This window comes from Lysinibacillus sp. SGAir0095, from assembly GCF_005491425.1.
Taxonomy (GTDB): domain Bacteria; phylum Bacillota; class Bacilli; order Bacillales_A; family Planococcaceae; genus Ureibacillus.
In genome coordinates this window covers 3625820-3647500 of sequence record NZ_CP028083.1, presented here as the reverse complement: position 1 = coordinate 3647500, position 21681 = coordinate 3625820, and the positions used below count along the sequence as shown (strand labels likewise).

The window sequence follows — 21681 nt, the reverse complement described above, 5'->3', positions numbered from 1 at the left end:
GGAGCCGAAGAAGGACGGCACTAACACCGATATGCTTCGGGGAGCTGTAAGTAAGCTTTGATCCGGAGATTTCCGAATGGGGGAACCCACTGTTCGTAATGGAGCAGTATCTTGACGTGAATACATAGCGTCTTGAAGGCAGACCCAGGGAACTGAAACATCTAAGTACCTGGAGGAAGAGAAAGAAATTATTCGATTCCCTGAGTAGCGGCGAGCGAAACGGGAAGAGCCCAAACCAAGAGGCTTGCCTCTTGGGGTTGTAGGACACTCTATATGGAGTTACAAAAGAATGAATTAGGCGAAGCGATCTGGAAAGGTCCGCCATAGCGGGTAAAAGCCCCGTAGTCGAAAGTTCATTCTCTCTTGAGTGTATCCTGAGTACGGCGGAACACGTGAAATTCCGTCGGAATCCGGGAGGACCATCTCCCAAGGCTAAATACTACCTAGTGACCGATAGTGAACCAGTACCGTGAGGGAAAGGTGAAAAGCACCCCGGAAGGGGAGTGAAATAGAACCTGAAACCGTGTGCCTACAAGTAGTTAGAGCCCGTTAATGGGTGATAGCGTGCCTTTTGTAGAATGAACCGGCGAGTTACGATTACGTGCAAGGTTAAGCTGAGAAGGCGGAGCCGTAGCGAAAGCGAGTCTGAATAGGGCGAATGAGTACGTGGTCGTAGACCCGAAACCAGGTGATCTACCCATGTCCAGGGTGAAGGTGAGGTAACACTCACTGGAGGCCCGAACCCACGCACGTTGAAAAGTGCGGGGATGAGGTGTGGGTAGCGGAGAAATTCCAATCGAACTTGGAGATAGCTGGTTCTCTCCGAAATAGCTTTAGGGCTAGCCTCGTGATAGAGAATACTGGAGGTAGAGCACTGTTTGGACTAGGGGGGCATCTCGCTTTACCGAATTCAGACAAACTCCGAATGCCAGATATTTATACACGGGAGTCAGACTGCGAGTGATAAGATCCGTAGTCAAAAGGGAAACAGCCCAGACCACCAGCTAAGGTCCCAAAGTAATCGTTAAGTGGAAAAGGATGTGGCGTTGCTTAGACAACCAGGATGTTGGCTTAGAAGCAGCCATCATTTAAAGAGTGCGTAATAGCTCACTGGTCGAGTGACGCTGCGCCGAAAATGTATCGGGGCTAAACGATTCACCGAAGCTGTGGATGGACATCTAAGATGTCCGTGGTAGGAGAGCGTTCTAAGTGCGTTGAAGTCAGACCGGAAGGACTGGTGGAGCGCTTAGAAGTGAGAATGCCGGTATGAGTAGCGAAAGATGGGTGAGAATCCCATCCACCGTATGACTAAGGTTTCCTGAGGAAGGCTCGTCCGCTCAGGGTTAGTCGGGACCTAAGTCGAGGCCGATAGGCGTAGACGATGGACAACAGGTTGATATTCCTGTACCACCTCCCCGCCGTTTGAGTAATGGGGGGACGCAGTAGGATAAGATAAGCGTACCGTTGGTTGAGTACGCCCAAGCAGTAAGGCGTGGAAGTAGGCAAATCCGCTTCCTGTAACGTTGAGCTGTGATGGGGAGCTCTTTAGAGCGAAGTATCTGATTTCACGCTGCCAAGAAAAGCCTCTAGCGAGGCGGGAGGTGCCCGTACCGCAAACCGACACAGGTAGTCGAGGAGAGAATCCTAAGGTGTGCGAGAGAACTCTCGTTAAGGAACTCGGCAAAATGACCCCGTAACTTCGGGAGAAGGGGTGCTCTCAGCAATGAGAGCCGCAGTGAATAGGCCCAGGCGACTGTTTAGCAAAAACACAGGTCTCTGCAAAACCGTAAGGTGACGTATAGGGGCTGACGCCTGCCCGGTGCTGGAAGGTTAAGAGGAGGGGTTAGCGCAAGCGAAGCTCTGAATTGAAGCCCCAGTAAACGGCGGCCGTAACTATAACGGTCCTAAGGTAGCGAAATTCCTTGTCGGGTAAGTTCCGACCCGCACGAAAGGCGTAACGATCTGGGCACTGTCTCAACGAGAGACTCGGTGAAATTATAGTACCTGTGAAGATGCAGGTTACCCGCGACAGGACGGAAAGACCCCGTGGAGCTTTACTGTAGCCTGATATTGAATTTTGGTACAACTTGTACAGGATAGGTAGGAGCCAGAGAACTCGGAGCGCCAGCTTCGAGGGAGGCGTCGGTGGGATACTACCCTGGTTGTATTGAAATTCTAACCCATACCCGTAAGCCGGGTAGGAGACAGTGTCAGGTGGACAGTTTGACTGGGGCGGTCGCCTCCTAAAAGGTAACGGAGGCGCCCAAAGGTTCCCTCAGAATGGTTGGAAATCATTCGTAGAGTGTAAAGGCACAAGGGAGCTTGACTGCGAGACCTACAAGTCGAGCAGGGTCGAAAGACGGGCTTAGTGATCCGGTGGTTCCGCATGGAAGGGCCATCGCTCAACGGATAAAAGCTACCCCGGGGATAACAGGCTTATCTCCCCCAAGAGTCCACATCGACGGGGAGGTTTGGCACCTCGATGTCGGCTCATCGCATCCTGGGGCTGTAGTCGGTCCCAAGGGTTGGGCTGTTCGCCCATTAAAGCGGTACGCGAGCTGGGTTCAGAACGTCGTGAGACAGTTCGGTCCCTATCCGTCGTGGGCGTAGGAAATTTGAGAGGAGCTGTCCTTAGTACGAGAGGACCGGGATGGACACACCGCTGGTGTACCAGTTGTCTTGCCAAAGGCATCGCTGGGTAGCTATGTGTGGACGGGATAAGTGCTGAAAGCATCTAAGCATGAAGCCCCCCTCAAGATGAGATTTCCCATTACGCAAGTAAGTAAGATCCCTCAAAGACGATGAGGTAGATAGGTTCGAGGTGGAAGTGTGGTGACACATGGAGCTGACGAATACTAATCGATCGAGGACTTAACCAAATCTTGAACGCAATCAATGTCTTTATCCAGTTTTGAGAGAACAAAGTTCTTTCAACTAAATAGTCTAGTGATGATGGCAAAGAGGTCACACCCGTTCCCATACCGAACACGGAAGTTAAGCTCTTTAGCGCCGATGGTAGTTGGGGGCTTCCCCCTGTGAGAGTAGGACGTCGCTAGGCAAATGAAACCACTGAGGATTCAGTGGTTTTTTTATTGTAAAAAAAAGCCACAACAATAGGAATTGAAGTTTAATTGGCGTTGCTAAAAAGAAGAGGTAAATACGGAAGAAAGAACTCGAGAAGTGGCAGAACCAAGGGTAACAAGAGAACAAGGAAATCGAAGTGCAGTGTACTTTTACTGAATTGTCTGTATGTGAGTAGCCATTGGGACAAAACAAGATAGCGAAACAAAGAAGTATCTCAATAAGCTGTAATGGGATAGAACGAAGAAAGCCAGAAAAGTAAGTTAAGTACTTTAGGGTCTATGATAGTTGGAGGCACTTGCTGTGAGAACTGGCCATTACTAGGCGACCAAAAACCAGTGAGTATTCAGTGATTTTTGATAATCTTATTTATTATGAATAGAGTCAACTAGAGAAAACAAGAATAAAACCAGCTTATTAAAGATCTCCCTCTACAAAGCACCTTTTACTTGGTAGACAAAGTAAAGCTGTCGCTATTATTATTGTATTTTATTTTTACTACTAATTCATCTTCTGCTTTTGAAGTAGGACTGTTCGATGCTAATAATTTCTTAAGATATACGCCTTCATCATTTAAAGTAGCATTAGATACACCGAATTCTATATTTGTATTATTAAGTGATGCAACTTGGTAATGAAAGAAATCAATTTTCTCGATGTTAGTTCCTTTGTAATTAAGCTGCATGTGATATTTTTCTACTCCAATACTTTGATTTACTACTACTACTGCCGACCATAATTCACTCTCACCAGTAAATATTAAGTCGTTATTATTTGATGGACATGCTATTAGTAGGAGTACTAAAAAAATGATTGCTAAAGATATCTTTTTCAAAACACTTATTACTCCTTTTACAATCTTTTTAATTTGTCGAGAAAACAAAGCTATCCATGACAAGTATGACTGTCATAATGCTGTTATTCTTAATCTGACTATTTCTGCTCTCATATAAAAGATTATTAAGTTTTCGAAAACGATAATGACCAGAAGAACGCAGATTCCATCTCCACGTTCGTTTTTAAGCAAATTTTGCGTGTGCTTTTTTAGCTACTTCAATAGGACGAATATCTAAAGAGAGAAGGTCATTTATCTCGACCCACATTGGCTGATAGACACCTCGATTTCTCGCTGAATCGGTATACTCTTCTCCTTGTCCATCTCCAATTTTCCCTTCAATGATATCGGCTATGAAAAAATATTGAATGCCGTTATATGAAACTTCTGCAAAACAATCTTTTACAATAATACTGACGCCCAATTCTTCAAATGCTTCTCTTTTTGTTGCTTCTTCAGGAGTTTCACCTTTTTCTATTCCCCCACCTGGAAAAACATAATAAACCATTCCATCTCTTATTCTTTTGATTAAAGCAATTTTCTTATCCTTCATTAGAATACAAGAACCTCTATCACGCATGTAAACACCTCCGGAAATTATTATCTAATAAATATTTAGATTATTCAAACGAATGATTATAAAATAGTATAAGAGCAATCAGCTTAAAAGGAGGAGAAGATGTTAAAAAGAAAGTATGGTAATCGATCTGATTGGAAACGCGTTTTGAAAAGTGATTATCAACAAAACTTCCATCAAGATAAAGACTTTAGGGGATACATTACCCTATTGAATATCAAAGAAGTATTGGAGCCATTAGTTGTAAAAAATGGGGTAAATGAAGTTTGCATAGTTAATGACGGTTATTCATGGCTTCAACATTTTCCGATTGGAAGAAACTATTCAGTTACTACAATGTTTGATGCGCAAGATGAGATAATACAATGGTATATAGACATTTGCTATGAGATTGGTATAAAGGATAATATCCCTTGGATGGATGATTTATATTTGGATATTGTTGTATTTCCGACTGGGGAAATAGTGCTTTTGGATGAAGAGGAACTTGATGAAGCTTTATCTGAAGGTGTAATCAATAAGTCTATGTATGATTTAGCTTGGGAAGAGGCAAGGAAGGTAATCGGTTTAATACGGCAAGGTAAGTTTAATTTAATCCATCTAGCAAAGAGCCATAAAGAGATTATAAGAAATGTAGAATAAATTTGATTAAAAATGGATGTAAGCGGTTTTGACAATTAGGAGTTGAAGCGGGAATGCAAAAATTACAATATAGGTTATTTCAAAATGAACTAGAGGATCTAATATCCTTTATGATAAATAATTCGTGGGATTATCACTCAGAACCAAACACTTCTGTGGAACAGATTGTGCATTTAGTTAATAAGGGATGGTACTATGAGGAACGTGAAACATTTTGGGTCGAACTATCAAACAAGAAAATTGGATTAATTGTCATTGATGATATTGGTGATACCATACCGCTTTTTGATATTCGATTAGATAGTGCATATAGAGGGCAGGGGTATGGTAGAGAAACTGTTAATTGGCTAGTAGATTACCTATTCAAATTACAAGATAAAAAGATTAGAATTGAAGCTTACACTCGTGGCGATAATCATGGGATGAGAAAAACATTAAGCAATTGTGGTTTTGTAAAAGAGGGGTACTTAAGAAGTTCTTGGGAGAATAAAGACGGCAGCATCCATGACTCAGTTTGCTACAGTATAATTAGATCGGATTGGGAAAATGGAATAGTAACACCGATAAAGTTAAATGAGGTTCCATACTAAGTATTGATAGGAGATGTAAATTGCCTTAAAACATCTCCTATATGTAAATACTACTCTTGTACTTTCAAAGCTTCGTATTGAAAACCTTTCAGACGATAATTTTGTCGTTGGTACATTTCTCTTGGGGTATCTTCGCCGTCAGCAACTAAAGTGATTGTTTTATTGTGAAAATGTTCCATAACAAAATGTTGTATCGAACTCCCTATACCTTTACGTTGATGTGAATCCAATACAAACAAATTATCAATTTCTGCAGTATTGTCCTTTTGAATTATAATAACTGATCCTATAGGTTTCATTTGATCGTAAGCAATAATAAAGTAGACATTATCTTTTATATACTGCTTTCTAAGATAAACTTGTTTCTCTGTAGCGAAACTTTCACCAAACTGTAAGTCCTCATGATATTGTAACTGTAAAAAGTCTTCAATATTCTCCTCTTTAACAAATTGAATTTCTATTTGAGTGTTTTTACTAGCTTTAAAATCTTTGGGCTGGATAGAATAGAGTTCCAGAAATCCAATACTATAATTTTTTGATAATAAGTAGTTATGTAATTCATTAGTTAATTTTTCGTTAGGTGGGAATATGAATTTTAGATGCTTTTGGTTATTAAGTAAATGAAAGTTGCTTAAAGTAACTTCAATTTCCTTAAATAAAGCGGTTGAAGGCATGCACTTCCAAGCAATTAGGTTACTATCATAACGGCTTAGAAACTCTGAATCATGAAAGTGTTCGTATTCTTTTGTTGCTTTTACTATTTGTCCATCTCTATGGATCTGATTAAATGTAATACTCGTCATATTAATCTCCTTCACAATAAGATATTCTTCTTATATTATGAAGAATATATCTCAGATTTTACAGAAAAACTACCAATTAAGTTAGATGGGAGGCTATTATATTTAATACTTGATAAAAGATAACTATAGTGATATATTAATAAATGTCGCTAATGTAATATCAAATTAATATTAAAAACGAATGAAATATATTGCTTTCGATATAGAAGAGTGATATGATTGTAAATATTTTTGATTATGCGATTAAATTGAATCAGAAAATGATTGACATCTTTTGGTGGAAATGATATATTTGAAAAGTCGCTTTTGAATAAGTGGTGAACAAAAATTATTGTTGACATAACAAATTGATGATGTTACAATAATCAAGTCGCTGTTAAAGCGATGTCGATGAACCTTGAAAACTGAACAACAAAACGTTAATGAACATAGTTTCTTCTATTAATTTAGGGAAACGAAATTTTGGACATCAAAATTGATGCCAGCAAAATTTGAGCTAATCAAATTTTCTCTTTTATGGAGAGTTTGATCCTGGCTCAGGACGAACGCTGGCGGCGTGCCTAATACATGCAAGTCGAGCGGACTTGATGGGAGCTTGCTCCTGTCAAGTTAGCGGCGGACGGGTGAGTAACACGTGGGCAACCTGCCCTATAGTTGGGGATAACTCCGGGAAACCGGGGCTAATACCGAATAACACATTTCATCTCCTGATGAAATGTTGAAAGATGGTTTACGCTATCGCTATAGGATGGGCCCGCGGCGCATTAGCTAGTTGGTGGGGTAACGGCTCACCAAGGCGACGATGCGTAGCCGACCTGAGAGGGTGATCGGCCACACTGGGACTGAGACACGGCCCAGACTCCTACGGGAGGCAGCAGTAGGGAATCTTCCACAATGGGCGAAAGCCTGATGGAGCAACGCCGCGTGAGTGAAGAAGGTTTTCGGATCGTAAAACTCTGTTGTAAGGGAAGAACAAGTACAGTAGTAACTGGCTGTACCTTGACGGTACCTTATTAGAAAGCCACGGCTAACTACGTGCCAGCAGCCGCGGTAATACGTAGGTGGCAAGCGTTGTCCGGAATTATTGGGCGTAAAGCGCGCGCAGGTGGTCCTTTAAGTCTGATGTGAAAGCCCACGGCTCAACCGTGGAGGGTCATTGGAAACTGGGGGACTTGAGTGCAGAAGAGGAAAGTGGAATTCCAAGTGTAGCGGTGAAATGCGTAGAGATTTGGAGGAACACCAGTGGCGAAGGCGACTTTCTGGTCTGTAACTGACACTGAGGCGCGAAAGCGTGGGGAGCAAACAGGATTAGATACCCTGGTAGTCCACGCCGTAAACGATGAGTGCTAAGTGTTAGGGGGTTTCCGCCCCTTAGTGCTGCAGCTAACGCATTAAGCACTCCGCCTGGGGAGTACGGTCGCAAGACTGAAACTCAAAGGAATTGACGGGGGCCCGCACAAGCGGTGGAGCATGTGGTTTAATTCGAAGCAACGCGAAGAACCTTACCAGGTCTTGACATCCCATTGACCGCTATGGAGACATAGCTTTCCCTTCGGGGACAGTGGTGACAGGTGGTGCATGGTTGTCGTCAGCTCGTGTCGTGAGATGTTGGGTTAAGTCCCGCAACGAGCGCAACCCTTGTTCTTAGTTGCCATCATTTAGTTGGGCACTCTAAGGAGACTGCCGGTGACAAACCGGAGGAAGGTGGGGATGACGTCAAATCATCATGCCCCTTATGACCTGGGCTACACACGTGCTACAATGGACGGTACAAACGGTTGCCAACCCGCGAGGGGGAGCTAATCCGATAAAACCGTTCTCAGTTCGGATTGTAGGCTGCAACTCGCCTACATGAAGCCGGAATCGCTAGTAATCGCGGATCAGCATGCCGCGGTGAATACGTTCCCGGGCCTTGTACACACCGCCCGTCACACCACGAGAGTTTGTAACACCCGAAGCCGGTGGGGTAACCCTTTTGGGAGCCAGCCGTCGAAGGTGGGACAGATGATTGGGGTGAAGTCGTAACAAGGTAGCCGTATCGGAAGGTGCGGCTGGATCACCTCCTTTCTAAGGATATTTAACGGAATGGTTGACCTTCTGTGGTCAAACCAGCATTAACGTTTTGTGTTCAGTTTTGAAGGTTCAGTAATGAATTTTCAAATTGTGCTCCTGCCGCGAAGAAAAGCTAGGAAGTAATTCAAAGCTTTCGTCGCAAATCTGCACGGAGTATTTCACTGATGTTTAGTCACGATGTGATTGAAGTCAGCTGATTTGTTCTTTGAAAACTGGATAAAACGACATTGAAAGCAACAAAATTCAAGTAATTGATTGTGTAGTTCTTAAGTCTTTTCTTTTTTAGAAAAGCAGTAACTGATCTTTATAGGTTAAGTTATTAAGGGCGCACGGTGGATGCCTTGGCACTAGGAGCCGAAGAAGGACGGCACTAACACCGATATGCTTCGGGGAGCTGTAAGTAAGCTTTGATCCGGAGATTTCCGAATGGGGGAACCCACTGTTCGTAATGGAACAGTATCTTGACGTGAATACATAGCGTTTTGAAGGCAGACCCAGGGAACTGAAACATCTAAGTACCTGGAGGAAGAGAAAGAAATTATTCGATTTCCTGAGTAGCGGCGAGCGAAACGGGAAGAGCCCAAACCAAGAGGCTTGCCTCTTGGGGTTGTAGGACACTCTATATGGAGTTACAAAGGAATGAATTAGGCGAAGCGATCTGGAAAGGTCCGCCATAGCGGGTAAAAGCCCCGTAGTCGAAAGTTCATTCTCTCTTGAGTGTATCCTGAGTACGGCGGAACACGTGAAATTCCGTCGGAATCCGGGAGGACCATCTCCCAAGGCTAAATACTACCTAGTGACCGATAGTGAACCAGTACCGTGAGGGAAAGGTGAAAAGCACCCCGGAAGGGGAGTGAAATAGAACCTGAAACCGTGTGCCTACAAGTAGTTAGAGCCCGTTAATGGGTGATAGCGTGCCTTTTGTAGAATGAACCGGCGAGTTACGATTACGTGCAAGGTTAAGCTGAGAAGGCGGAGCCGTAGCGAAAGCGAGTCTGAATAGGGCGAATGAGTATGTGGTCGTAGACCCGAAACCAGGTGATCTACCCATGTCCAGGGTGAAGGTGAGGTAACACTCACTGGAGGCCCGAACCCACGCACGTTGAAAAGTGCGGGGATGAGGTGTGGGTAGCGGAGAAATTCCAATCGAACTTGGAGATAGCTGGTTCTCTCCGAAATAGCTTTAGGGCTAGCCTCGTGATAGAGAATACTGGAGGTAGAGCACTGTTTGGACTAGGGGGGCATCTCGCTTTACCGAATTCAGACAAACTCCGAATGCCAGATATTTATACACGGGAGTCAGACTGCGAGTGATAAGATCCGTAGTCAAAAGGGAAACAGCCCAGACCACCAGCTAAGGTCCCAAAGTAATCGTTAAGTGGAAAAGGATGTGGCGTTGCTTAGACAACCAGGATGTTGGCTTAGAAGCAGCCATCATTTAAAGAGTGCGTAATAGCTCACTGGTCGAGTGACGCTGCGCCGAAAATGTATCGGGGCTAAACGATTCACCGAAGCTGTGGATGGACATCTAAGATGTCCGTGGTAGGAGAGCGTTCTAAGTGCGTTGAAGTCAGACCGGAAGGACTGGTGGAGCGCTTAGAAGTGAGAATGCCGGTATGAGTAGCGAAAGATGGGTGAGAATCCCATCCACCGTATGACTAAGGTTTCCTGAGGAAGGCTCGTCCGCTCAGGGTTAGTCGGGACCTAAGTCGAGGCCGATAGGCGTAGACGATGGACAACAGGTTGATATTCCTGTACCACCTCCCCGCCGTTTGAGTAATGGGGGGACGCAGTAGGATAAGATAAGCGTACCGTTGGTTGAGTACGCCCAAGCAGTAAGGCGTGGAAGTAGGCAAATCCGCTTCCTGTAACGTTGAGCTGTGATGGGGAGCTCTTTAGAGCGAAGTATCTGATTTCACGCTGCCAAGAAAAGCCTCTAGCGAGGCGGGAGGTGCCCGTACCGCAAACCGACACAGGTAGTCGAGGAGAGAATCCTAAGGTGTGCGAGAGAACTCTCGTTAAGGAACTCGGCAAAATGACCCCGTAACTTCGGGAGAAGGGGTGCTCTCAGCAATGAGAGCCGCAGTGAATAGGCCCAGGCGACTGTTTAGCAAAAACACAGGTCTCTGCAAAACCGTAAGGTGACGTATAGGGGCTGACGCCTGCCCGGTGCTGGAAGGTTAAGAGGAGGGGTTAGCGCAAGCGAAGCTCTGAATTGAAGCCCCAGTAAACGGCGGCCGTAACTATAACGGTCCTAAGGTAGCGAAATTCCTTGTCGGGTAAGTTCCGACCCGCACGAAAGGCGTAACGATCTGGGCACTGTCTCAACGAGAGACTCGGTGAAATTATAGTACCTGTGAAGATGCAGGTTACCCGCGACAGGACGGAAAGACCCCGTGGAGCTTTACTGTAGCCTGATATTGAATTTTGGTACAACTTGTACAGGATAGGTAGGAGCCAGAGAACTCGGAGCGCCAGCTTCGAGGGAGGCGTCGGTGGGATACTACCCTGGTTGTATTGAAATTCTAACCCATACCCGTAAGCCGGGTAGGAGACAGTGTCAGGTGGACAGTTTGACTGGGGCGGTCGCCTCCTAAAAGGTAACGGAGGCGCCCAAAGGTTCCCTCAGAATGGTTGGAAATCATTCGTAGAGTGTAAAGGCACAAGGGAGCTTGACTGCGAGACCTACAAGTCGAGCAGGGTCGAAAGACGGGCTTAGTGATCCGGTGGTTCCGCATGGAAGGGCCATCGCTCAACGGATAAAAGCTACCCCGGGGATAACAGGCTTATCTCCCCCAAGAGTCCACATCGACGGGGAGGTTTGGCACCTCGATGTCGGCTCATCGCATCCTGGGGCTGTAGTCGGTCCCAAGGGTTGGGCTGTTCGCCCATTAAAGCGGTACGCGAGCTGGGTTCAGAACGTCGTGAGACAGTTCGGTCCCTATCCGTCGTGGGCGTAGGAAATTTGAGAGGAGCTGTCCTTAGTACGAGAGGACCGGGATGGACACACCGCTGGTGTACCAGTTGTCTTGCCAAAGGCATCGCTGGGTAGCTATGTGTGGACGGGATAAGTGCTGAAAGCATCTAAGCATGAAGCCCCCCTCAAGATGAGATTTCCCATTACGCAAGTAAGTAAGATCCCTCAAAGACGATGAGGTAGATAGGTTCGAGGTGGAAGTGTGGTGACACATGGAGCTGACGAATACTAATCGATCGAGGACTTAACCAAATCTTGAACGCAATCAATATCTTTATCCAGTTTTGAGAGAACAAAGTTCTTTCAACTAAATAGTCTAGTGATGATGGCAAAGAGGTCACACCCGTTCCCATACCGAACACGGAAGTTAAGCTCTTTAGCGCCGATGGTAGTTGGGGGCTTCCCCCTGTGAGAGTAGGACGTCGCTAGGCAAATGAAACCACTGAGGATTCAGTGGTTTTTTTATTGCAGAAAAACAAAATCGGTACAGTTAAGAAGAAAGAAATATAGAAGTGGGAGGACAAAAGATAACAAGGAATCAAGGAGACAAAACGCAGTGTACTTTGTACATGAGCATCGGTGCGAAGTAGATGACGCGGTTAGCCGATGTGTCATCGCACTTCGGAGAATTGCGTCGATGGTAGATAGGGGCACGACTGTGAGAGCAGGATGTCGCTAGGTAAATGAAATCATAGAGTATTCAGTGGCTTTTATATTATATTTGGCCGTAATTATTTAAACCAAAGATTCTTATTGCACTTGGTAGATTGGATACATATTAGGGGTACATCTAAGAGAGAATATGCTTTTACAAAGTTGATGAAAATAACAAAAATTAAATTAATATTCTATAGGTTAAGTATAAATTTTTGAAGTATAGCTGGACTAAGATAATTTAAATAATTTAAATGATCCACTGTATAAATTGAAAAAAATTGTATTAATAAAACTATAGAAAACTTATCTTAATACCATTAATATACTTGCAATCTATTTGTTATAGTGATATATTAATAACTGTCATTACAAATATATCAAATAATTATTAAAAATGAAATAAAGTTATTGACTTTGATATAGATTGTTTGGTATACTTTAGAAGTTGTCGAACATATTGTATTTAGATAAATAGAATAACTGTTGACAACTATCGAATGAAATGTTATAGTAATAAAGTTACTTGCTAATAGTAATAATGAAAATATTGTTGACACAACGAAGAGTGAGTGTTAAACTATTTAAGTTGCTGTTGATAACGGTAACGATATGAACCTTGAAAACTGAACAACAAAACGTTAATGATTATAGTTTCTTCTATTAATTTAGAGAAACGAAATTTGGACATCAAATTGATGCCAGCAAGAAATTTGAGCTAATCAAATTTTCTCTTTTATGGAGAGTTTGATCCTGGCTCAGGACGAACGCTGGCGGCGTGCCTAATACATGCAAGTCGAGCGGACTTGATGGGAGCTTGCTCCTGTCAAGTTAGCGGCGGACGGGTGAGTAACACGTGGGCAACCTGCCCTATAGTTGGGGATAACTCCGGGAAACCGGGGCTAATACCGAATAATACATTTCATCTCCTGTTGAAATGTTGAAAGATGGTTTACGCTATCGCTATAGGATGGGCCCGCGGCGCATTAGCTAGTTGGTGAGGTAACGGCTCACCAAGGCGACGATGCGTAGCCGACCTGAGAGGGTGATCGGCCACACTGGGACTGAGACACGGCCCAGACTCCTACGGGAGGCAGCAGTAGGGAATCTTCCACAATGGGCGAAAGCCTGATGGAGCAACGCCGCGTGAGTGAAGAAGGTTTTCGGATCGTAAAACTCTGTTGTAAGGGAAGAACAAGTACAGTAGTAACTGGCTGTACCTTGACGGTACCTTATTAGAAAGCCACGGCTAACTACGTGCCAGCAGCCGCGGTAATACGTAGGTGGCAAGCGTTGTCCGGAATTATTGGGCGTAAAGCGCGCGCAGGTGGTCCTTTAAGTCTGATGTGAAAGCCCACGGCTCAACCGTGGAGGGTCATTGGAAACTGGGGGACTTGAGTGCAGAAGAGGAAAGTGGAATTCCAAGTGTAGCGGTGAAATGCGTAGAGATTTGGAGGAACACCAGTGGCGAAGGCGACTTTCTGGTCTGTAACTGACACTGAGGCGCGAAAGCGTGGGGAGCAAACAGGATTAGATACCCTGGTAGTCCACGCCGTAAACGATGAGTGCTAAGTGTTAGGGGGTTTCCGCCCCTTAGTGCTGCAGCTAACGCATTAAGCACTCCGCCTGGGGAGTACGGTCGCAAGACTGAAACTCAAAGGAATTGACGGGGGCCCGCACAAGCGGTGGAGCATGTGGTTTAATTCGAAGCAACGCGAAGAACCTTACCAGGTCTTGACATCCCATTGACCGCTATGGAGACATAGCTTTCCCTTCGGGGACAGTGGTGACAGGTGGTGCATGGTTGTCGTCAGCTCGTGTCGTGAGATGTTGGGTTAAGTCCCGCAACGAGCGCAACCCTTGTTCTTAGTTGCCATCATTTAGTTGGGCACTCTAAGGAGACTGCCGGTGACAAACCGGAGGAAGGTGGGGATGACGTCAAATCATCATGCCCCTTATGACCTGGGCTACACACGTGCTACAATGGACGGTACAAACGGTTGCCAACCCGCGAGGGGGAGCTAATCCGATAAAACCGTTCTCAGTTCGGATTGTAGGCTGCAACTCGCCTACATGAAGCCGGAATCGCTAGTAATCGCGGATCAGCATGCCGCGGTGAATACGTTCCCGGGCCTTGTACACACCGCCCGTCACACCACGAGAGTTTGTAACACCCGAAGCCGGTGGGGTAACCCTTTCGGGAGCCAGCCGTCGAAGGTGGGACAGATGATTGGGGTGAAGTCGTAACAAGGTAGCCGTATCGGAAGGTGCGGCTGGATCACCTCCTTTCTAAGGATATTTAACGGAATGGTTGACCTTTTGGTCAAACCAACATTAACGTTTTGTGTTCAGTTTTGAAGGTTCAGCAATGAATTTTCAAATTGTGCTCCTGCCGCGAAGAAAAGCTAGGAAGTAATTCAAAGCTTTCGTCGCAAATCTGCACGGAGTATTTCACTGATGTTTAGTCACGATGTGATTGAAGTCAGCTGATTTGTTCTTTGAAAACTGGATAAAACGACATTGAAAGCAACAAAATTCAAGTAATTGATTGTGTAGTTCTTAAGTCTTTTCTTTTTTTAGAAGAGCAGTAACTGATCTTTATAGGTTAAGTTATTAAGGGCGCACGGTGGATGCCTTGGCACTAGGAGCCGAAGAAGGACGGCACTAACACCGATATGCTTCGGGGAGCTGTAAGTAAGCTTTGATCCGGAGATTTCCGAATGGGGGAACCCACTGTTCGTAATGGAGCAGTATCTTGACGTGAATACATAGCGTCTTGAAGGCAGACCCAGGGAACTGAAACATCTAAGTACCTGGAGGAAGAGAAAGAAATTATTCGATTCCCTGAGTAGCGGCGAGCGAAACGGGAAGAGCCCAAACCAAGAGGCTTGCCTCTTGGGGTTGTAGGACACTCTATATGGAGTTACAAAGGAATGAATTAGGCGAAGCGATCTGGAAAGGTCTGCCATAGCGGGTAAAAGCCCCGTAGTCGAAAGTTCATTCTCTCTTGAGTGTATCCTGAGTACGGCGGAACACGTGAAATTCCGTCGGAATCCGGGAGGACCATCTCCCAAGGCTAAATACTACCTAGTGACCGATAGTGAACCAGTACCGTGAGGGAAAGGTGAAAAGCACCCCGAAAGGGGAGTGAAATAGAACCTGAAACCGTGTGCCTACAAGTAGTTAGAGCCCGTTAATGGGTGATAGCGTGCCTTTTGTAGAATGAACCGGCGAGTTACGATTACGTGCAAGGTTAAGCTGAGAAGGCGGAGCCGTAGCGAAAGCGAGTCTGAATAGGGCGAATGAGTACGTGGTCGTAGACCCGAAACCAGGTGATCTACCCATGTCCAGGGTGAAGGTGAGGTAACACTCACTGGAGGCCCGAACCCACGCACGTTGAAAAGTGCGGGGATGAGGTGTGGGTAGCGGAGAAATTCCAATCGAACTTGGAGATAGCTGGTTCTCTCCGAAATAGCTTTAGGGCTAGCCTCGTGATAGAGAATACTGGAGGTAGAGCACTGTTTGGACTAGGGGGGCATCTCGCTTTACCGAATTCAGACAAACTCCGAATGCCAGATATTTATACACGGGAGTCAGACTGCGAGTGATAAGATCCGTAGTCAAAAGGGAAACAGCCCAGACCACCAGCTAAGGTCCCAAAGTAATCGTTAAGTGGAAAAGGATGTGGCGTTGCTTAGACAACCAGGATGTTGGCTTAGAAGCAGCCATCATTTAAAGAGTGCGTAATAGCTCACTGGTCGAGTGACGCTGCGCCGAAAATGTATCGGGGCTAAACGATTCACCGAAGCTGTGGATGGACATCTAAGATGTCCGTGGTAGGAGAGCGTTCTAAGTGCGTTGAAGTCAGACCGGAAGGACTGGTGGAGCGCTTAGAAGTGAGAATGCCGGTATGAGTAGCGAAAGATGGGTGAGAATCCCATCCACCGTATGACTAAGGTTTCCTGAGGAAGGCTCGTCCGCTCAGGGTTAGTCGGGACCTAAGTCGAGGCCGATAGGCGTAGACGATGGACAACAGGTTGATATTCCTGTACCACCTCCCCGCCGTTTGAGTAATGGGGGACGCAGTAGGATAAGATAAGCGTACCGTTGGTTGAGTACGCCCAAGCAGTAAGGCGTGGAAGTAGGCAAATCCGCTTCCTGTAACGTTGAGCTGTGATGGGGAGCTCTTTAGAGCGAAGTATCTGATTTCACGCTGCCAAGAAAAGCCTCTAGCGAGGCGGGAGGTGCCCGTACCGCAAACCGACACAGGTAGTCGAGGAGAGAATCCTAAGGTGTGCGAGAGAACTCTCGTTAAGGAACTCGGCAAAATGACCCCGTAACTTCGGGAGAAGGGGTGCTCTCAGCAATGAGAGCCGCAGTGAATAGGCCCAGGCGACTGTTTAGCAAAAACACAGGTCTCTGCAAAACCGTAAGGTGACGTATAGGGGCTGACGCCTGCCCGGTGCTGGAAGGTTAAGAGGAGGGGTTAGCGCAAGCGAAGCTCTGAATTGAAGCCCCAGTAAACGGCGGCCGTAACTATAACGGTCCTAAGGTAGCGAAATTCCTTGTCGGGTAAGTTCCGACCCGCACGAAAGGCGTAACGATCTGGGCACTGTCTCAACGAGAGACTCGGTGAAATTATAGTACCTGTGAAGATGCAGGTTACCCGCGACAGGACGGAAAGACCCCGTGGAGCTTTACTGTAGCCTGATATTGAATTTTGGTACAACTTGTACAGGATAGGTAGGAGCCAGAGAACTCGGAGCGCCAGCTTCGAGGGAGGCGTCGGTGGGATACTACCCTGGTTGTATTGAAATTCTAACCCATACCCGTAAGCCGGGTAGGAGACAGTGTCAGGTGGACAGTTTGACTGGGGCGGTCGCCTCCTAAAAGGTAACGGAGGCGCCCAAAGGTTCCCTCAGAATGGTTGGAAATCATTCGTAGAGTGTAAAGGCACAAGGGAGCTTGACTGCGAGACCTACAAGTCGAGCAGGGTCGAAAGACGGGCTTAGTGATCCGGTGGTTCCGCATGGAAGGGCCATCGCTCAACGGATAAAAGCTACCCCGGGGATAACAGGCTTATCTCCCCCAAGAGTCCACATCGACGGGGAGGTTTGGCACCTCGATGTCGGCTCATCGCATCCTGGGGCTGTAGTCGGTCCCAAGGGTTGGGCTGTTCGCCCATTAAAGCGGTACGCGAGCTGGGTTCAGAACGTCGTGAGACAGTTCGGTCCCTATCCGTCGTGGGCGTAGGAAATTTGAGAGGAGCTGTCCTTAGTACGAGAGGACCGGGATGGACACACCGCTGGTGTACCAGTTGTCTTGCCAAAGGCATCGCTGGGTAGCTATGTGTGGACGGGATAAGTGCTGAAAGCATCTAAGCATGAAGCCCCCCTCAAGATGAGATTTCCCATTACGCAAGTAAGTAAGATCCCTCAAAGACGATGAGGTAGATAGGTTCGAGGTGGAAGTGTGGTGACACATGGAGCTGACGAATACTAATCGATCGAGGACTTAACCAAATCTTGAACGCAATCAATGTCTTTATCCAGTTTTGAGAGAACAAAGTTCTTTCAACTAAATAGTCTAGTGATGATGGCAAAGAGGTCACACCCGTTCCCATACCGAACACGGAAGTTAAGCTCTTTAGCGCCGATGGTAGTTGGGGGCTTCCCCCTGTGAGAGTAGGACGTCGCTAGGCAAATGAAACCACTGAGGATTCAGTGGTTTTTTTATTGCAGAAAAGCAAAAATCTAACATTAATCGGTGCATTTAGAAAAAGAAATCAATAAAATTAAATCAGCCCCAAGAGCTAATAAGTAGATTTAGCCCTAAATTGTATATATAGTTTGAATGGTATTATAATAAATGTTTTTATGAAAAGAATACATAGTCAGTTTAAACCTATTGATAGGAGTAAGAGAAATGGATAAATCTATTCGGTGGTTGTATCCGAATCTAGTTGAGCCAACCTGGTCGGACATTTTCGTTGCTGTAACTATTATTGTTTTAGGGTGGTTACTTCAACATTATTTATTAAAATATATTATAAAAAAAATTGCAGCTTTCTTTGAAAAGAAATCAAAATTAATGACTGCAAGGATAATTGAACATTTTAGCCGAGAGATTCGTCATGCAATATTTACATGGATCATTTTCTTTGCGCTTTCATACCTGATCGAGGTTTCGTTATTAAAAAATGCATCTATGTTGAACTTCTTTTATTCATTGATGGTCTTTTACTTCATTAAAGGGATGATTGATGTATTAAATTATTATGCTAATCATCCTGAAGCCTTTCATTTAGATATAAGTAAATCAACTCGATTAACACCATTTTCACTAAGAGTCATCAATGCGCTTCTAGCTATTTTAGGGATTGTATTGATTGCATCATTGTGGCAATTTAATTTGAATGGATTTTTAACGGGTATTGGTCTTACCAGTGTGGCACTCGCATTTGGAATCCGGGATACATCATCGCACATCTTTGGTGGCTTATCGATGGCATTTGATAAGCCATTCAAGGTAGGGGATATGATAGCTACAGAGGATAATAAAATCGAAGGAGTAATCCTGGATATTAACTTGCGTTCGACCTTAATATCTACTTCTGATAAAGGGACTGTTTATGTCCCAAATGCTTATTTAATGAACAGACCAATCTATAATTTAACAACTAGAGAAAAGCGGAAAATTCAAACGTATTATTATATATCATCAGAACATACGGAATCAGAAATAAGAGGTTTCTGTAATGAGGTTAAAAAACAAATAATTCTTCATCCAAGTATTTCGAAAAATGAGTTGATTCTAGTTTATATTGATGAATTTCACGCAGGCTATTATCGAATGCTTGTAAGCTACTTTATCCCTTCGAATGATATACAAATAAAATATGACGTACAACAAGATATATTATTTGTTATCAAACAAGTAATGAACGAAGTCTCCCTTGCAATGGTAGACCCTGATACCTATAAAGCTAATCACTTGGATAATCAAACTAATCGAGTAGGAGACTAACCATTATTTGGCTAGTCGACCTCTCACACCACCGTACGTACGGTTCCGTATACGGCGGTTCAACCTTTTAAGTATCGTTGCTCATAAAGTAAGGAGATGTCTTTTAGTTTCCACTTTATGAGCCTATCTTTTGTTATTGCTCGTTGGAGGATTTCACTTCGTGATATTCTCCAATATCCCTTACGGGAGTTTGCTAATTTCATTGCGTCATCATGGTTAGTTCCATATTTACGAAGCATCTTATATTTAGTCTTTGGTTTCTTCCATCTCTTCCATATGAGTTGTCTTAATCGATGGTTTAACCATTTCTGAGTTTCAAAAATGAATTTCTTCATTCTTGAGATCCCATAGTAATTAATCCATCCAGTTGTGATTTGATTAATTTTCTTTACTATTTCTTCAAAAGTTCCACTCATTTTCCGGCTTGTATTCTTCTTTAACTTGTCTTTGAATCGTTGCTTGGCCGACTTACTTGGTCGGCATCCGACTTTCCCATTAAATTTTGAATATTAAAGCCGAGGAATGTTGCTGATGTTGCACCACAAACCTTACTTTTCTTTTGGTTAATTGTTAAATGTAGGTCATCCTCGATGTATTTCTTGATACTTTCCATTACCCGCTCCCCAGCTCGAACACTTTTCACATAGATGACGAAATCATCCGCATATCTAATAAAACGATGTTCTCTCTTTTCTAATTCTCTATCTAGTTTATTTAAATAGACATTTGCTAAAATAGGAGACAAAGGTCCACCTTGCGGAGCACCATCTTTCGTTTCGATATAGATATCTCGGTCAAGAATACCTGAACGAAGGAATTTCCATATTAATTTTAAAACAATTTTATCTGATATGAATTCTTCTAAATACGCTCTTAACCTTTGATGATGTATTGTGTCGAAGTAACTTTTCAAATCACAGTCTACTACAACTCGATAACCTTCTTCGTAATATTGTTGTGCTGATTTAATAGCTTGGTGGGCGTTTCTACCTTTCCGAAATCCAAAACTATATTCTGAAAAGTGTGGGTCTATAATCGGTTCAATTACTTGAAGAATAGCTTGTTGAACGACTCTATCTAAAACGCAAGGTATTCCTAGATATCGTTTAGAACCGTCCGGTTTTGGTATGGCAACTCTTTTGACTGGTTGAGGTTGGTAAGTTCCATCTTTTAGCTTCCTTTTAAGAGGTTCGTAGTATTTCTTCATGTGTGACTTTAATTGTACTACTGTAATTCCATCAACCCCTGGTGCACCATTATTTGCTTTTACTTTCTTGTATGCTCTCCAGAGATTGTTATTTGCAATGACTTTATCGATTAAATTGATACCATCCTGTTCTTTCATATCCATATTGATATTCCTACGCACTCCTATTTACCCTTTAGTTTCCAACTTATCTCTTAACAGGTAGCCATCTTTCGGACTTTACCACGATGTTTTCTGCGATTATACGGAATATCTATACCTCCTTGTTTTCCAAGATTTAAGATTGTTCAGTCCTTCATTTCCGAAAGGAAACTACTATGACGTCTGCTGACTTCTCATAATTCATCAAGTTATCACTAAATTGATTGTTAATTGAATAACCCTCATGAGACCTCCCCGGGTAAGAGTAATAACCTTCTTCTCATGTAACTGCTATATTTACTGTACGGGATTTGGGCAGTATTGGACTTCGTTTTGTAATGCAAACTCGTCCGTCCCGATTCAGCCTTGTATATAGTTTCTGTTCGTCAGTTCAAGAATTTGCGTCCGGCTTCCTTCAGATTCCGCGTCACCACGGACACCCTTGCCATTCGCTAACAGTTCCTACTACCAAGCCTGTAGTGGACTTTCACCACCAAGTTATTACCCATGCCGGGCGCACATTAAAAAAGGGAGTAAAAACGGTTTTGTTTTTACTCCCTTTTTATTAATTTATTAGTCATCATATCGATCGTCGTCATCATGATCGTCATCGTCATATCGATCATCCAAATTATCCTGATCATCATCATCATCATATTGGTCATCATCATACCAGTCGTCACCGTCATCTTCTTGAATTGTACTATTTGACTCTGTGTTTGTATTCGTAGATGCATTTGTATTAGAGTTTTTAACATCATGATACTCATCATCTTTTCTTTTCTTTAGCAATTCACCGGAAGTAGCGTCGAATTTAAAATCATATTCTGCATCTGCAGTTACTATTTCTACCTCATAAACGTTTAGTAATCCTTCTTTATCGAATACAATTTCCGTAATTTTACCTTCTATCTCAGCTAATGCTTTTTTCTCGATTTGGCTTTTCGTTAATACTACAGAAGTATCAGCCGAACCAACTATATTTCCTCCAGCAACAGCGATAATGCCTCCTATTCCCATGACTCCTAATAGTGCAGGTACCAAAATAATCTTTTTCATGTGTATCTCTCCCTTA

The 21681-nt window shown here is 44.1% G+C and carries 9 protein-coding genes and 8 rRNA genes (1 of these 17 running past the window's edge); 11 read left to right on the top strand and 6 right to left on the bottom strand.

The window, feature by feature from the left end; translation table 11 throughout:
• Together C1N55_RS17945 and rrf (C1N55_RS17940) are read left to right on the top strand one after the other, a co-directional pair.
• Positions 1 to 2879: ribosomal RNA gene (locus C1N55_RS17945) — 23S ribosomal RNA — on the top strand; it begins 41 nt to the left of the window's first position.
• Positions 2880 to 2942: 63 nt separating this feature from the next.
• Positions 2943 to 3058, top strand: a 5S ribosomal RNA gene (rrf, locus tag C1N55_RS17940).
• A 468-nt stretch (positions 3059 to 3526) separates the two neighbouring features.
• Here rrf (C1N55_RS17940) and C1N55_RS17935 read toward each other — a convergent pair.
• Both C1N55_RS17935 and C1N55_RS17930 read right to left on the bottom strand, forming a co-directional pair.
• The gene (locus tag C1N55_RS17935; RefSeq protein ID WP_137730067.1) at positions 3527 to 3916 is read right to left on the bottom strand and encodes a hypothetical protein; all 390 of its coding nucleotides are present in this window, start codon (positions 3914 to 3916) and stop codon (positions 3527 to 3529) included.
• Between the two features lie 184 nt (positions 3917 to 4100).
• The gene (locus tag C1N55_RS17930) at positions 4101 to 4496 is read right to left on the bottom strand and encodes an NUDIX hydrolase (protein WP_137730066.1); all 396 of its coding nucleotides are present in this window, start codon (positions 4494 to 4496) and stop codon (positions 4101 to 4103) included.
• Between the two features lie 99 nt (positions 4497 to 4595).
• On the opposite strand from C1N55_RS17930, the gene C1N55_RS17925 reads away from it, so the two are divergent.
• On the top strand, positions 4596 to 5135 hold the full coding sequence (locus C1N55_RS17925) for a ribonuclease FAU-1 family protein (protein ID WP_137730065.1): 540 nt from the start codon (positions 4596 to 4598) through the stop codon (positions 5133 to 5135).
• 53 nt (positions 5136 to 5188) lie between these two features.
• Positions 5189 to 5725, top strand: a complete 537-nt coding sequence (locus tag C1N55_RS17920) for a GNAT family N-acetyltransferase (protein WP_137730064.1) — start codon at positions 5189 to 5191, stop codon at positions 5723 to 5725.
• Positions 5726 to 5775: 50 nt separating this feature from the next.
• Here C1N55_RS17920 and C1N55_RS17915 read toward each other — a convergent pair whose 3' ends face one another.
• Positions 5776 to 6528 carry a GNAT family N-acetyltransferase gene (locus tag C1N55_RS17915; protein ID WP_137730063.1) on the bottom strand — a complete coding sequence of 251 codons (753 nt, stop codon included), beginning with the start codon at positions 6526 to 6528 and terminating at the stop codon, positions 5776 to 5778.
• A gap of 513 nt (positions 6529 to 7041) precedes the next feature.
• On the opposite strand from C1N55_RS17915, the gene C1N55_RS17910 reads away from it, so the two are divergent.
• From C1N55_RS17910 to C1N55_RS17880, 7 genes are all read left to right on the top strand, one after another.
• Positions 7042 to 8595, top strand: a 16S ribosomal RNA gene (locus tag C1N55_RS17910).
• Positions 8596 to 8910: 315 nt separating this feature from the next.
• Positions 8911 to 11830, top strand: a 23S ribosomal RNA gene (locus C1N55_RS17905).
• Between the two features lie 63 nt (positions 11831 to 11893).
• A 5S ribosomal RNA gene (rrf, locus tag C1N55_RS17900) occupies positions 11894 to 12009 on the top strand.
• 958 nt (positions 12010 to 12967) lie between these two features.
• Positions 12968 to 14521 (top strand): 16S ribosomal RNA (locus tag C1N55_RS17895).
• Positions 14522 to 14835: 314 nt separating this feature from the next.
• Positions 14836 to 17754, top strand: a 23S ribosomal RNA gene (locus C1N55_RS17890).
• 63 nt (positions 17755 to 17817) lie between these two features.
• A 5S ribosomal RNA gene (rrf, locus tag C1N55_RS17885) occupies positions 17818 to 17933 on the top strand.
• The 16S, 23S and 5S rRNA genes sit together here, the layout of an rRNA operon.
• 224 nt (positions 17934 to 18157) lie before the next feature.
• Positions 18158 to 19258, top strand: coding sequence for a mechanosensitive ion channel family protein (locus C1N55_RS17880; protein WP_137730062.1), 1101 nt, complete (start codon positions 18158 to 18160; stop codon positions 19256 to 19258).
• Positions 19259 to 19317: 59 nt separating this feature from the next.
• Here C1N55_RS17880 and C1N55_RS20840 read toward each other — a convergent pair whose 3' ends face one another.
• The 3 genes from C1N55_RS20840 to C1N55_RS17865 form a co-directional block, all read right to left on the bottom strand.
• Positions 19318 to 19674 (bottom strand): group II intron maturase-specific domain-containing protein, encoded by a 357-nt coding sequence (locus tag C1N55_RS20840; RefSeq protein WP_137727147.1) that lies wholly within the window; start codon positions 19672 to 19674, stop codon positions 19318 to 19320.
• 20 nt (positions 19675 to 19694) lie between these two features.
• Complete coding sequence (gene ltrA / locus C1N55_RS17870) at positions 19695 to 20609, bottom strand: group II intron reverse transcriptase/maturase (RefSeq protein WP_240758276.1); 915 nt, start codon at positions 20607 to 20609, stop codon at positions 19695 to 19697.
• A gap of 570 nt (positions 20610 to 21179) precedes the next feature.
• Positions 21180 to 21665, bottom strand: a complete 486-nt coding sequence (locus C1N55_RS17865) for a PepSY domain-containing protein (protein ID WP_137730061.1) — start codon at positions 21663 to 21665, stop codon at positions 21180 to 21182.
• Positions 21666 to 21681 lie beyond the last annotated feature (16 nt).